The 13638-nt window shown below is 39.2% G+C and carries 12 protein-coding genes and 3 riboswitches; of the genes, 2 read left to right on the top strand and 10 right to left on the bottom strand.

The window, feature by feature from the left end:
• Positions 1-150 precede the first annotated feature (150 nt).
• A complete protein-coding gene (locus U5921_RS06830) occupies positions 151-1044 on the top strand; it encodes a diguanylate cyclase (RefSeq protein ID WP_324825715.1) in 894 nt (297 codons plus the stop codon).
• 190 nt (positions 1045-1234) lie between these two features.
• On the opposite strand, the gene U5921_RS06825 is transcribed toward U5921_RS06830, so the two are convergent.
• The 10 genes from U5921_RS06825 to U5921_RS06780 all read right to left on the bottom strand — a co-directional run bounded on the left by U5921_RS06825 (position 1235) and on the right by U5921_RS06780 (position 12029).
• On the bottom strand, positions 1235-1936 hold the full coding sequence (locus U5921_RS06825; RefSeq protein ID WP_324825714.1) for an ECF transporter S component: 702 nt from the start codon (positions 1934-1936) through the stop codon (positions 1235-1237).
• Positions 1926-3629, bottom strand: a complete 1704-nt coding sequence (locus tag U5921_RS06820) for an ABC transporter ATP-binding protein (RefSeq protein ID WP_324825713.1) — start codon at positions 3627-3629, stop codon at positions 1926-1928. The genes U5921_RS06825 and U5921_RS06820 overlap by 11 nt, the downstream gene beginning before the upstream one ends.
• Positions 3602-4483 (bottom strand): energy-coupling factor transporter transmembrane component T, encoded by an 882-nt coding sequence (locus U5921_RS06815; protein ID WP_324825712.1) that lies wholly within the window; start codon positions 4481-4483, stop codon positions 3602-3604. Before U5921_RS06815 ends, U5921_RS06820 begins: the two co-directional genes overlap by 28 nt.
• Entirely contained in the window at positions 4480-5040 is a 561-nt protein-coding gene (locus tag U5921_RS06810) for a DUF4430 domain-containing protein (RefSeq protein ID WP_324825711.1), read from the bottom strand. The genes U5921_RS06815 and U5921_RS06810 overlap by 4 nt, the downstream gene beginning before the upstream one ends.
• Complete coding sequence (locus U5921_RS06805) at positions 5037-6932, bottom strand: prenyltransferase/squalene oxidase repeat-containing protein (protein ID WP_324825710.1); 1896 nt, start codon at positions 6930-6932, stop codon at positions 5037-5039. The genes U5921_RS06810 and U5921_RS06805 overlap by 4 nt, the downstream gene beginning before the upstream one ends.
• Positions 6933-6988: 56 nt before the next feature.
• Complete coding sequence (locus U5921_RS06800; RefSeq protein ID WP_324825709.1) at positions 6989-7144, bottom strand: DUF2292 domain-containing protein; 156 nt, start codon at positions 7142-7144, stop codon at positions 6989-6991.
• A gap of 239 nt (positions 7145-7383) precedes the next feature.
• Positions 7384-7611: riboswitch (cobalamin riboswitch) on the bottom strand.
• Between the two features lie 49 nt (positions 7612-7660).
• On the bottom strand, positions 7661-9202 hold the full coding sequence (locus U5921_RS06795; protein ID WP_324825708.1) for an S-layer homology domain-containing protein: 1542 nt from the start codon (positions 9200-9202) through the stop codon (positions 7661-7663).
• A gap of 27 nt (positions 9203-9229) precedes the next feature.
• A complete protein-coding gene (locus U5921_RS06790; RefSeq protein ID WP_324825707.1) occupies positions 9230-9544 on the bottom strand; it encodes a DUF2149 domain-containing protein in 315 nt (104 codons plus the stop codon).
• The gene (locus tag U5921_RS06785) at positions 9537-10166 is read right to left on the bottom strand and encodes a MotA/TolQ/ExbB proton channel family protein (protein WP_324825706.1); all 630 of its coding nucleotides are present in this window, start codon (positions 10164-10166) and stop codon (positions 9537-9539) included. The genes U5921_RS06790 and U5921_RS06785 overlap by 8 nt, the downstream gene beginning before the upstream one ends.
• A gap of 185 nt (positions 10167-10351) precedes the next feature.
• Positions 10352-10566, bottom strand: a riboswitch (cobalamin riboswitch).
• 273 nt (positions 10567-10839) lie between these two features.
• A riboswitch (cobalamin riboswitch) is annotated at positions 10840-11024 on the bottom strand.
• Between the two features lie 42 nt (positions 11025-11066).
• Positions 11067-12029, bottom strand: a complete 963-nt coding sequence (locus U5921_RS06780; protein WP_324825705.1) for a TIM barrel protein — start codon at positions 12027-12029, stop codon at positions 11067-11069.
• Positions 12030-12272: 243 nt separating this feature from the next.
• Here U5921_RS06780 and U5921_RS06775 point away from each other — a divergent pair, with 243 nt between their 5' ends.
• Positions 12273-13589: a DUF4430 domain-containing protein gene (locus U5921_RS06775; RefSeq protein WP_324825704.1), complete on the top strand. Its 1317-nt coding sequence runs from the start codon at positions 12273-12275 to the stop codon at positions 13587-13589.
• Positions 13590-13638: the final 49 nt, after the last annotated feature.

The following is a 13638-nucleotide window of genomic DNA, read 5'->3' as shown; positions in this document are numbered from 1 at the left end:
GCGCGTAAATTAATAATAAGTGGCGCATAATAATGATGTAATACATAAAATATTTTATAAGTATAAATAAATATCCTCAATGAATTTGAAGGCAAATAAAATATTATAATGCAAATCTATATTGAGCGATATAGAAAATGGTGAAATTAAATGGAAACAATATTAGCAATTGACGACAGCTCATTTAATATCCAAACTTTAGCCTCTTTTTTGCAAAATGACTATCATATCATTTCAGCACAATCCGGTAAAGAAGGAATTCAATTGGCAATCCAGCAATTACCTTCTCTTATTCTTCTTGATATTGAAATGCCTGAGATGAATGGTTTTAAAGTTTTAGAAGAATTGCAGAAAAATGATAAAGTAAGCCGTATTCCTGTTATTTTCTTGACGGGTTTGGCTAGTATTGAAACAGAAGAAAGGGCTCTGCTTGCGGGTGCCGTTGATTATATTACAAAACCCTATAACCAAAATATCGTCAAAGCGAGAGTACGAACGCATGTAGACTCTTATTTACATCAAAAAACAATTGAAAATGAGCTGTTGCTGGATACGCTCACCGGCCTCCATAATCGACGCAGCTATGAACGCTTTGTTCGGGAAAAATGGAATGATGCACTGGAAAATCAGACGCCTCTTTCTATTGCTATGGCAGACATCGATTATTTTAAGAATGTAAATGACACCTATGGGCATCAAGAAGGAGATCATGTATTAAAACTAGTTTCTTCTGCGATTCAAGAAGCACTTCCTAGCAATAACAACTATGTCGCTCGCTATGGCGGCGAAGAGTTTGTTTTTATCCTTCCAAATGTGTATGCAAAGGAAGCTGAACGAATTGCCGATCAAGTATGTAAAAATGTTTTTAATCAATCCCTCCCAAACCTCGGTTCAAAGGCTAGCAATGTCGTAACAATCAGTATTGGAGGGGTTACCATTATCCCAAATGAGTGTGATTTTCTTCTTGATTTCATGAATCATATTGACCATATGCTTTATAAGGCAAAATCCTATGGGCGAAATCAAGTTGTTTGGAAAAAATAATCTAAATATAGTAAATTAAAATTAAATGTAAAAAGAGAGTGTGGATTCAGCGTTTCACACTCTCTTTTAACTTTTATAATTCTGTTATTATTTAAATTTTATACCTGCCGCTTCCTTCTCTCCTTGCTGCCTTAAACTCATTTTAGAATCCTCTGCATCCGACTTCTTTTTTTTCGACCAGTTCCTATCATTACTTTAAGTCATATTTCTTCTTAACTCGTTCCAATTTTTCCCCGATAGGCTTTATCAAAACTACCAAGAAGACCACATTTGATATTGCATAGATTACCATAAACGGTAAGGATGATACAATCGCAACCTGATATCGCAATAGATTAAAATGCCCATCTATCGCAAGTACCGTCCATATATCCATCATTAAAGAAAATGCCGCACCGGCAATGATTCCATAAACAGCAAGTTGACTCTTTTTATTTAGCCATCCATGCTTTGCAAGGATTCCACCCACAAATCCTAAAATACCCCATACAAACATTTGAAAGGGAGTCCAAGGTCCTTGTCCAAAGAGAATATTAGAAACGACTGCCGTCAATGCTCCTGTCAAAAAACCTGCCTGTGGTCCAAAATAGATTGCCGTAATTATGGTAATTGCCGTCACAGGTTTGAAACCGGGAATTGGTGCAAAAATAAAACGCCCAACAACAGAAATCGCCGTCATAACGGCGATCAATATCATTTCTGTCGGTTTTGGATTCCTCTTTTCAAATGAGAGAAAAAAGGGAATACAGGATAAAAATACTATTATAATGGAGATTAAATTATATTTTCTATCATTAAAAAGTTTCACACCGATTGCAATTACAAGCGGAATTGCGATCAAAATAATGAAGTAACTTATAAATTTTCTTAATTTTTCTTCTCTATGCTCCAACTTGATCCCCCCTTTCCTTCAATCCATTTTCCAGGCAAAGAGCAACCACATCTTCACAAGTCACCGCATTTTCAAACATATGCCTGGAAATACGACTTGCTGCGGTTGTATAAAAGGTATTGGTAGAAAAAAAGGCATTTGGCTCATCGACAGAAACAACCTCCCCATCAAAAAACATCGCACATCGGTCTGCACACAGAGCCGCAAATTCCACATCATGCGTCACAATAATTACTGTAATTCCCTCTTGTTTTAAATCACCTAAAATCGTTCGTAAAATTTGCTTTGAATACGCATCGATTCCTTTTGTCGGCTCGTCAAGCAAAAGAATTTTGGGCTTCAATAAAAGCATTTTTGCTAATGCCGCTTTCTGCTGTTCTCCACCGCTTAAATCGTAGGGGTGCTTTTTCATTAAATGAGAAATTCCAAGCTTTTCTGTAATATCCGCTATCAGGGATTCTCCCTCTTCTTTTTTGTAATTCATAGCTTTACATACTTCTCTTAAATCTTCTTCTACTGCCGATTTCACAAAAGCAGACTGTGGATTCTGCGGGAGCAATGCGATGTTATGGCGATATAACTCAATACCCTTATATTGTTTTATATTCTTCCCCTGAATCTCTACCTTACCGCGATAGGCTCGCGCTTGTCCCGAAATAACTTTTAGCGTCGTCGTCTTTCCGGTTCCATTTCCGCCTAAAATGCAAAAGGTTTCTCCGGAATACACCTCCAAATCGACACCTCGCAACACATCCGGCAATTCTCTTTCATAGCGAAACCATGCCTCTTTCAACCTTACGATTGGCGCTTCTGTTCTTTTTTTGCTTACTCCTTCACGCACAAGATAAGTCTTTCTGTTTTTAAAATTCCTAGAAAGAAAATCCCTTCCGTCTCTGACTGTCAATGGACAAGCATCTTCAACATTCAGCTGATTATAAATGCGTACGGCACTCGGAAGACCCATCAGCATCTGGTGTTCGCCGCTGACGTACTTTAACTTTTTCCCTACATTTTCAGGTGTATCACAAGCAAGAACACGGCCCTGTTCCATGACAACAACCTTGTCGGCAATAGGAAAGACCTCTTCCAGACGATGCTCGACTAAAAGAATGGTCAAGCCAAGCTCTTTATTTAACTTTTGCAATGTTGAAATAAATTCAGATGCTCCAATCGGGTCCAATTGGCTGGTTGGTTCATCCAAAATAAGCACTTTCGGATGCATTACCATAATAGATGCTAAATTTAACAGCTGTTTTTGTCCGCCGGATAAATCTGCGGTCTGATTTCGAAACCAAGTCTGAATGCCAAAAAAGCTGGCCATTTCACCGACTCTTCTTCGAATTTCAGGTGTAGAAACTCCCATATTTTCAAGACCAAAAGCCAGTTCATGCCAAACTTTATCCATCACAATCTGACTTTCGGGATTTTGCATAACATAACCAATTTCGCATGCTGCAATTCGATCTTGCAGCTCAGAGAGAAGTCTTCCCATATAGCGAATGGTTCCGGACTGCTCACCCGAAGGAGCAATTTCTCTTTTTAAAAGACGTAGCAATGTTGTTTTTCCGCAGCCGGACTGCCCGCAAATTACAACAAACTCTCCATCTTGTATGGTAAGATCCACTCCCTTTAAAGCCTTTTCCCTTTCATCTGGATATGTAAATTCTAAATTTTTAATATGTAATAATTCCATTTTCTGTTTTCCTCTACTTCAACTACAAAAGGAATGAATAATAAGATCACTAATGCAGCATAAGCGATCACCGATACAGGGCTGATCTGAATAGACGACATTCTGGGATAAAAGGAATAGTCTAATACCCCTAAGCTGCTTCCGATTAATACAATACTGAAAAGGAAAGCAAGAATACTGAGCAGAATTCCATCTTTTAATGTGAAACGGAAGAGGGAGAAGTTTGTCCGCCCAGGCAACCCATACCCTCTGGCACGCATAGATGCCGCCGTATCTACGGCATTCTCCAGTGACCATGTAATCATCGCCGAAAAAATGCGAAAGCCGCTTAAAATACGGTCTGCAACGCCCTTGGTTGCATAGATTCCCATCGTCTTTTGAACGGTGTTGATGTGCTTAATCTGTTTGATAAACAAAGGCACAAATCGAATTGCCATGGAAATAACCAAGCTGAGCTTTGGGATGGCCTTCCCAAACAGATAAATAAATTTATCGGATGTCATAATCAGGTTGTAACAGCGACACCAATACATGACAGAAATAATCATGCCTCCGATCGCTGCTCCATAAAGAATTGCTTCTAGCGTAATCGGCTGATCGTTTAAAAAAAACAATGGAGTCACTCCATTGTGACTAAACAGCGGATTGGTAATTGCTATCAGAAAAAACATCGGAATATAGAAAGTAAAGCTCATAGCAACAGCCTTCCTGTTTTCTAACTGAACAGCAAATCCAAGTGCCCCTAGTAAAGAAACCGCTAGCAAAAGCGGATTCATTGTAAACATGCTGATCCCAATCACACCTATAAAGTATACAAGCAGTACACCGGGATGATACGATGAAAATAGTCTCATTGTCCGTTCCACTCTCCTCCCATCCAAACGCAGCCTACATCTCTGCCTAAATCGCAGGTATAGACCCATTCAATTTTATCTCCGTTCTTTAATTCGTATTTACTGCAGCCATAGTTCGGGAATACACCATTAACTCGATACATCCATCCGCTTAAAGGACCGCATGAAAATTCATATAAATAATGAATGCCTTGAATGTATACACTTCCATAGCTGTTCAAATTTGCCCCTTGGTATTCCATTTGAATTTTATTATAACGAACAGCACGGTCAATAATATCAAATGCGGTATCTCCTTCACGAAGTACATACGTTGTTTCCGGTAAAATAACACCATCTTGTGGGACAAATTCATCAGACTGCAGTTCTGGCACAAGATTATTCCAATTATCCCGTATCGTCTCACAGCGAATGCTGATGGTCACTGTTTTTGAATCAGCTGTGATATCATCAATATGCGTCAAATAGTACTCATCCACGGTCTGAAATTTGGTTCCTGATAGAATAAGAGCAATGGCAAGAATGATGAAGCCCAATGCTAACAAGTCTTTTTTCATGCGCCTTTCCCTTCTTGTTTTTCTTTCTCTTCATATTCCTTTTCAAGTGCTAACATAGCATTTGCCTTGTGATTCTTTCTCTTTTTTATATGCTTTATAATCCACACCGCACTGATTATTGAAAGAAGCCCCAATATAGCTGTAATAAGGACAGCCCGAAGTAAATTGTCGACCTGCGTTTTCGTTTTTACAACATCATCCCAACGTAAAATCTTCTTTTGGTCGTACGTACTCAGATTCTCATATCGATTTACGATACTATGGACAGTTCCCCAGTCTGCTAAGGATATTTTCTCAAATGGATAAAGGTTCTTCTTAACATCTTTATTTATGCTGTCAATCTCCTTCTGAATCGCCAAAATTTCCTTTTTTATACTTGTGAGCTTATCCTTGTATTCTTTTTTCTTATCAAAATCCTCCGACTTCTCAAGCTTATCAAGCAGCTTGATGACATCCACATACTGCTCTGTCGTCAGCTCCTTCGGCAATGCGTCCACTTTTCGCTTATCTGCATCACTGAAATACAGTAAAACACTTTCCTGTTCTTCTTTTTCTGTTTCTTCCGCTTCCTCTGTTTCAGGCTCTGCAGGTTCTTTTTTTACTTCAATACCGCCCTTTGCCGCCGCATCGGAAAGTTTATAGTAATTATATACATAACACTGTTCACTCTCTGGTATCGCTTCGTATTTTTTTACGAGCTCATTGATTTTTGCTTTCGTTGGAGAACTCTCTAAAGCGTTGATTTCTTTTTCTAATGTACGGATTTGATTTTTCAGGCTTGCGCTTTGTTCTGACCGAAAATCATATAGTGTGCGCATTCCTTTTGCCTGCCGCCAAACAGCAGTCAGTGTATATAAGGTTTGTTCGCTGGCCATTGTATTTGATTCTGTCGGCAGGGAGGTCGGATTATCTGCATCATAAGTATAGGAATGTACAAACCCGCCATCCGCCATCCGATAAAGCATAATTCCATCAAGAAGGGTGTTTCCGTTTTTAATAAAGCGACTGTCCGTTTGAACGTTAATTCCAAGAGAGCATAATGCCACCGCTACCTGTGTGGTGCTTTCCACATTTTTCGTACCCCAGCTATCATAATCTCCTGTTGCAAGCTGCATCTTTGAAAGACAGCTGACTGCTTCATCCACAACTTGGCGTACCTTTTTCGTCACGGATTTTCCAGATGCCTTATTGCTATATGTATATGCCTTCTCCCTGTTATAATACGGTGCCAGAGACTGTAGTGCCATCGCCGTGATATCCGGATCAGAAGCATTTCCATATAAAGTAAATCCGCCGTCTGAAAGCTGACGGCTTAAAATTTCCTTAATCATAGAGTCTCTGCTGTCACGTGCACCCGCGGGCACAGAATAACGCTTTGAATCCAGTGCTATCAAACCCCATATCCATCCATTGATTCCTTGCTTTCCTAAGGAGGTGGTTTTCCCCCGGTTATACGTTCCGTCAGCAATGAGGTTAATTACATTTCCGTTTGTATCAGTGCCTGCTTTTGTTGGATCTCCGCCAGATGCCAAGATTGCAAGGGAAATTCGATGCCATTCCGTAGCTTTCGCTGCACTCAATTTCGCAGAGGTCTTATAACGATCCTGCACCTTTTCTTTGATAACCGCCAAATATCCTGCATAGTCATCTTTATATCCAAATCTTCCCATTCCGACCTGATACCAATCTCCCGGCGTCGTCCCTGCCAATTCGAGGTATGCATCATTCATGAGATAGCCATCCAGTGTAGAACCGTTATCTAATTTTTTCCAATCTATAATGCCTTGTATGATTTCTTCCAGCTCCGCTGTACTATACGCTTTATGCCCAGCAGCATGCACCCATAGAGGCATCGCCGCAGCCACCATGACCATGCACAGCAGCACAGCCATGATCTGCCTTCCTAGTCCTTTCAATTGATCACCCATTTCTATTAAGCGTATAAAAATTAAAGTTTAATGCTTTTACGTATATCTTCTACCCGTATAGGTTTTCCATCGTGAATAATTACACGTAATTCACCATATTTGATTTCACGAATTAAAGCTAAGAGATTTGCTTCTTCTTTTCTTGTTACACTCAAGTCAACTAAAGGTTGTTCCATCTTTTTTTCTCCTCCTTTTATGTCCATAAAAATATTTTTTACTGCAAAGTTTATTAAACTGTGTATCAATCTTTGGATAATAATTCCTATGATTGAAGCGAATCCGTTTTTTTGATAGTTCCTACAGAATAAAAAAAAACTGTGACATTTCTGCCACAGCCGTATTTCTGCTTAATTTGCGCACTGAAAAAACAGAGCAACCTTTTTTATTTTACTCTTTTTTCCTCCAAAAACCCGTGGAATGCACTTCTATTTTATGTAGGTCTTCTGGCTTACGCTTCTGGAGAAATTAATTCTCCTGCATCTTCACTTCCCTTCCCGGTTTTCCAGTGGTCAATTCAAATGATTTAAAGTAAAGATTCTGCGATTACAGCGGCGGGACCGCGCAGGAATGTAACCTGCTTCCCTCTTAGCTGTCTACGTAATTTTTTATACTACATAAACAGACATAAAATTAATATTAAATTTTACTCTATTCTATCAATCACCTATTTTTTTGTCAAGAAGGATATATTTTTATAATGCATGATCCACTTCAGTCTGCGAAGCATCGAGCTTGGTTAAAATCGTTTTTACTTTCTCTGATACGTTTACATACCCTTTTTCTGCGACCTTTCTCAGAAGTTCTGTTTTATCGGCCACAGTATAAAAATTACTTCCATAAGTACCCATCGCATCGGCTCCTCCAATATCTCTTCCGTAGCCCCAAACTGTGAATTGTACTCGAACCACATCACCGTCTTGCAGATAGGTATCGGCAAATCCTACGTTTGGAAACACATTATTTACTGAATACATCCAGCCTGACATGCTCGTATAGTCAAACTCCCCTAAAGAATCTGCATCTGCTCTTGGTTCCATTTCGGCCTTATCCTTTTCCAGCACTTTCTTTAAGCAGCTTGGGATGTTCGATAAATCCATCGGAGCCTTCCCTTCTATTCCTTTCATATGTGATAAGTAAAACGAGCTGTCTGCGGTTCCCGTATGTTCATACTGCAATCCATTCTCATCCAAAATTCGCAAAAGAGCTTTTGCTGCATTTTCTCCTTCAAAAATTTCCACTTCAGTCGGTGTGACCAAATATCCGGAACCCAGAGTAAGCATTTCTACGGTAAATACTGCATGCCCGACGGATTCTCCCTCTTTCACTGTCTTGTGGTAGAGCGTATATGTTTGTTTTGTTGTCTGATCATCTGAAGCGGCACTGACAACAACTATGTTTTCTCCTTCTTTTAGTTTTAGCGTAAAGCTTGTTTTGGTCTGATCATCCCAATTTACAGAAGCAGCTTCTCCATTTAAGGTTACTTTACTGTCAATCTTTTTACCGTCTTTACTTCTTGCATAGACATCAAAAGTAAGCTTGCTTGGTTTCACTGTTTTCCCATCTACAAGCGTTGTTTCAATTGTCGGTGCAGTCGCTGAACTTTCGGTTTTCTGCGAATCGTTTGAACTGTTTTTCGGTATTGCTTTATCTAAAATCGTTACAACTTCTGCCCTAGTAATCTTATTTTTCGCATTTATCTTTCCTTCGAAGCCGCTCATCCAACCTTTATTTACAAGAGCATATACTGCTTCTTTTGCCCACGAACTGATTTGGTCTTCATCTTTAAATGTCGTATTACATACAGTTTCTTTTTCAAGATTCAGTGCCTGACACAGCATGAGTGCAGCCTCTTCTCTTGTGATTTGATCCTCCGGTCGAGCGAAATTCCCCGCTCCACTCATCACACCTGCGCTTTTTAACTTTAATATTGCCTCTGCATAGTAAGAAGATTCTTTTAAGTCTGTGAAAGTATTTTCTGCTTTTTCATTAAATTCCACTATCTTGTTTAAAATAACAGCCATGTCTCCACGCTTAATCGGATCGCTTGGCTTAAATGCACCCGCATAGCCACTCACCGTTCCGTTTTCGCTGAAGCGTTCAATCGCACCCTTTGCCCAATGTGTTTGAATGTCATTGAAGGCCTCTGATGATGCGCTGACTGACATCACGCTGAAAATGAAGCATAATACTAACACAATACTGCATACCTTTGTAAATCTTAATTTCTTTTTCATATTCTTTTTCTCCCTTCTTTTATATCTTTACTGTTTAACGATATACATTCTTCCGGTTTCTGGATCTTCATAAACAATTCCCTTTGAATCAAAATCCTCCGCCATACTTCCATCCTTTGCCGCATCGTTCAAATGTTCTACTTGCACTAACTCGTCTTCAGTAATAATATCCACTACCTTACTAATATCTACATTCCAATAGAGGATAATTGCGATCATCAATCCGCAGGCGAAAACAAGCATGACATCCACTAGATTTGACAAGGTTTCTAACGGGTTCAGCTCTGGCTCATTCATTAGGCTTCTCCGCCGTCTTCCTAAACGCCCACCATTACTAATCATCTACAGTGACCTCCTCTAAAACACACTCCATCACCGATTCTAAAGTGACCATATCGCTATTATACCAACGCTTACGTAAATTAGAGATAACACAAGCAATTCCTGCTGCGATCATTCCGGCTATAGTTGTATCGAACGCAACCCCTAAAGATTTTGAAAGTGCTGCTGTGTCTCCATTTCCCAGAGCGACAATCCCGGGGCCTAGAGGAATTAATGTTCCAAGCAGTCCGAACATAGGCCCCAGTCTTATTATTAAGTCAGTGATGGCAGTCGTTTTTTCATACTGCTCCTCTTCCGTCGCCAAAAGTCTTTGCGCTAATGCAATCAATGACACTTTTGGAAGGTGTTTAGCATGGAGCAATGTACACAGTAAATTCTTCTGACGAGAAGTCAATCCGCTTTCTTCGATCACTGTATCTAGGTTTTCATTCCCTTCATGTATTTTCTCTAACAGCTGAGGTATATGATTCTTTTTCAGTTTTCGTCTTTCCACAAGCAGTTCGACCAGCATGTCCCCTAACTGCCAGATTGCAATCACCATGAGCAGCAACAAAATGATGAGGCATGGCTTCATCATAACTTGTCCAATTATATGCAATGCTTCACTTAAATTGAATTTCATTTTTTGATCTCCTTCTTAACGGTTTGCTCTTTTGAATTTCTATAATGATCCCATTACTTCTCTCTGACTTATTGCAAATAAAAAAGCCGTGGCATTTCTGCCACAGCCGTATTTCTGTGAAGTTGCTACATTGAAAAATAGAGTAAATTTCTACTTTTTTACTCTTATTTTCTCCAATTACCCGTGGAATGTACTCTTGTCTTATGTGGCTCTCTGGCTTACGCTTTTAAGCCGTTCCGCTCAATATTCTTTCTATTGCATTGCTGTTTTCAATTGATCCAATAGAATTTGAAGCAAAACGCTGCGATTACAGTGGCGGGTCCGCACAGGATTTCAACCTGTTTTCCTCTTAGCTGCCTATATTGATTTAATAAGCAGGCACAAGACATTTTTTATGTAAATTGATTCTTTATCTAATCTCACTCTTTTTAAGATTGTATTTTTTCCTGTTTCTTAGAAAATGTTCTAAAAGAAAAGGAGCAGGAGAATCTCGGATATAGCCGCAAGTTCTATACCCTTAACACTCCTGCGGATGAAAAGGCAGTTATCAAACTTCATAGAGACAAACGGTTCTATCATAACTTTGGACAAAAACAAAAACAACCGTGGCAAAAATGCCACAGCCCGTATTTTCTGTGTATCAATCTTTCGCTATATGCCCAAAATCTCCCGTTGGTACAGCATTCTTTTATGCAGGTCTTCTGGTTTACGTTTGTAGAGAAACTCTTACGTCTTTGTTTTCCTTCCCGGTTTCCCAGTGGCGAACCTCACGGTTCTCAAACAAAGACTCCACGAATACAGCGGCGGGACCACACAGGATTCAAACCTGTTTCCCTTACATAAAAGTCTTTTATGAAGTTACTCTCATCTTAACAGTAAACATGGTCACCGTCAAGTCTTTTATCGAAATAATTTACTTTGCTTCTTTAAAGCATCTTCTCTTTGCTCTCTATTGGAAGCGATTAACTCATGAACGACATATAAAGGGTTTAATCGATCGAGAAACTCTTTTGCTTTTTTGCATTCTGTCGGCTGGTGAGTATCAACGTTTCCTAAAAGCTCATAAACTTGCTGAAATCTCTTATAATAATCCTTTTCTAAAATCGGAGGCTGTTTCAACGCTTTTTTCGTAAAAGTTCCCGTTACCGACTGATGTAAATGAACGCCTTTAACGTATTGACGCAGGTCACCGTGCAGTTCTATCATCTTTTCAACATATTCCCATGCTTCCTTCTCTGTCTCCAATTCGAGATTGCTGCACATCAAATGCCCGGTGTCCAGCATGATACCTTTCTTCTCATAATGAACCTTCTCCAAAAGACGTGCTGTCATCTTTGGGTTTGTCATCGTAAGTCCAGGCCACCATAAATTTTCCATAAGAAAAGTAAAGGTATACTCTCTATGGTCCAGCAGCTGGTTAATCAGATCTGCTGAAGCATCAATGACTTCTTCATCAGTGTGCATATGCTTATGCGTAAATACACCTTCAATTGTCACATCAGAAATATGAAAAACGACGTATTCTGCATCCATTTTTTTCGCATATTCCAAATCTTTTTGAAAATTTTCTAAAAGTACTTGGGGGTGTTTTCCACCATAAAAGCCTTCCCATACACTGCGTTCTCCAAATTCTTGATACAAGGCTTCTTCATTTTCGTTCCAAAAGTCAATCCAAAAAGGATAAAACGGCATATGGAGTCCCTTCACCATATCGGGCGATATAATCTTTCTATCGTCATTCCCACAGCAAATAATTTCTAATCCTCTGCATCCGTATCTTTCATAAAAATCCTTTAAATCCTGCGGATTTTCATATTCTCCCAAAGTCTCATTATAACTGGGTATGTATAATATCTGTTCCATTTTCTCCCCTCCTCACACTTGCATTCATTATATTTTTGAAAAATATAATTGTCAATCCTATTGTCAATCCTATAGTTTTTTTCTAAATTTCAGTCGATATTTGATTCTTCTATAACGGCTCGTCCTTATTGCAAACCTTCCTAAAATATGTTAGTTTTAATATAAGGAAAAAGCATTTCATGCAGACGATGAAAATGTTTATAATACAATATAAAATTACGCAGCATTCATAGGAGGAACGCAATGAAAAGTAAAAAAAATTGGAAAAAAGGGTTCTCAATTTGCCTGGTACTCTGTCTATTAATGGGCAATCTCAGCGGATGCAGCTTTGAGAAAACAGAGCAGCAATCCGAAGCTCTCATCGCTTTGGAAAATGCCGTTAATTATTATAAAACAGAAAATAATTTAAACAATTGGGAAGAACTCGTTGCGCTTTGTGCAGCAAACCAAGCAGATGGAATCGGGATTGGGTGGAGCTTTTTAACCCTTCCTAAAACGCCGAAAACTAATGAGTATGCTTCCTCCTACATCGGTGCAATTTTGAGTGATACCATCAAAGGAGAGGGTGACCCTATCAGTTTTGCAAAAAAATTATCTGAAACACAGAATTTAGAAACGGGTTCATTCGATGCAACTTATATCAATCAGCATGTATGGGCTATGATCGCTTTAAACGTAGCAATCAGTAAAGATGGCTATGACTACGATCATGCAGTTGCATACCTCCTTTCTTATCAGGCAGAAGACGGAGGCTTCGCTTATGGTCAGCAGCTTGCCGAGGGCAATGTGGACTTAACCGGCATTTCTTGCATTGCACTTGCTCCGTATTTTCAAAAGCACAAAAAAGATCCCGCTATGAAAAAAATCATTCGGTTCTTTAAAGACAAGCAGCTGGAAACCGGTGGATTTGAAAACGGCGGAACGGAAAACCCAAGTACAATCTCATCTGCAATTTGGGGACTTACCGCGTTTGATCAGTCTCTTCCTGCTACCGATAAAGGTTTGACACCATTTGAAGCATTACTTGCGTTCCAAAATGAAGATGGTAGTTTTCGTATGAAAAAAGATGGGGATCAGAAATTTGATAATCTGGCTACGAGGCAGGCAACGATTGCTTTATGTGATATCGTAAATGACATGAATACTTATCTGCTGCTTGCTTCCGATGCTGAAACTTATAGAATTGACCATCTATCAGGTCCTTCCATCACTTTAACAATTGATTATCCTGAAGACAGTGAAGAACAGGATGTCCATGGTCCATTCACCATTGAAGAGGATTCTACCGTTTTGGATGCGATCGTATTATACGGAAAAATTACAGAAACTCCTATTGAGCATAAATCCGGGATAATCAAAAGCATAAACGGAATTTCTGTCAAATCTACAGATCAGAATGAAGATGCAGCAAACGAACTTCCAGAAAATCCAACTGGCTGGAGTTTTAAGATAAACGACCAGTCGCCTGAACTAGATGCAAAAAATACGATTTTAAATGAAGGTGATATTTTGACTTGGACCTTTGTTTCTCCCGCATCAACAAATACGCCAGAGGAATAAACCGTTTATTAGCTTTCAGTAAATCATCATTTTATCTTCATATGAACGA

The organism is Sinanaerobacter sp. ZZT-01 (genome assembly GCF_035621135.1).
Taxonomy (GTDB): domain Bacteria; phylum Bacillota; class Clostridia; order Peptostreptococcales; family Anaerovoracaceae; genus IOR16.
The sequence above is the reverse complement of the archived record's forward strand: the minus strand, read 5'-3'. Positions and strand labels throughout refer to the sequence as shown.

What these genes read in the sequence shown, in the direction of transcription:
- U5921_RS06830 (WP_324825715.1), top strand. Translation starts at nt 151, where the DNA reads ATGGAAACAATATTAGCAATTGACGACAGCTCATTTAATATCCAAACT.
- U5921_RS06820 (WP_324825713.1), bottom strand. Translation starts at nt 3,629, where the DNA reads ATGGAATTATTACATATTAAAAATTTAGAATTTACATATCCAGATGAA.
- U5921_RS06815 (WP_324825712.1), bottom strand. Translation starts at nt 4,483, where the DNA reads ATGAGACTATTTTCATCGTATCATCCCGGTGTACTGCTTGTATACTTT.
- U5921_RS06810 (WP_324825711.1), bottom strand. Translation starts at nt 5,040, where the DNA reads ATGAAAAAAGACTTGTTAGCATTGGGCTTCATCATTCTTGCCATTGCT.
- U5921_RS06805 (WP_324825710.1), bottom strand. Translation starts at nt 6,932, where the DNA reads ATGGCTGTGCTGCTGTGCATGGTCATGGTGGCTGCGGCGATGCCTCTA.
- U5921_RS06800 (WP_324825709.1), bottom strand. Translation starts at nt 7,144, where the DNA reads ATGGAACAACCTTTAGTTGACTTGAGTGTAACAAGAAAAGAAGAAGCA.
- U5921_RS06795 (WP_324825708.1), bottom strand. Translation starts at nt 9,202, where the DNA reads ATGAAAAAGAAATTAAGATTTACAAAGGTATGCAGTATTGTGTTAGTA.
- U5921_RS06790 (WP_324825707.1), bottom strand. Translation starts at nt 9,544, where the DNA reads ATGATTAGTAATGGTGGGCGTTTAGGAAGACGGCGGAGAAGCCTAATG.
- U5921_RS06785 (WP_324825706.1), bottom strand. Translation starts at nt 10,166, where the DNA reads ATGAAATTCAATTTAAGTGAAGCATTGCATATAATTGGACAAGTTATG.
- U5921_RS06780 (WP_324825705.1), bottom strand. Translation starts at nt 12,029, where the DNA reads ATGGAACAGATATTATACATACCCAGTTATAATGAGACTTTGGGAGAA.
- U5921_RS06775 (WP_324825704.1), top strand. Translation starts at nt 12,273, where the DNA reads ATGAAAAGTAAAAAAAATTGGAAAAAAGGGTTCTCAATTTGCCTGGTA.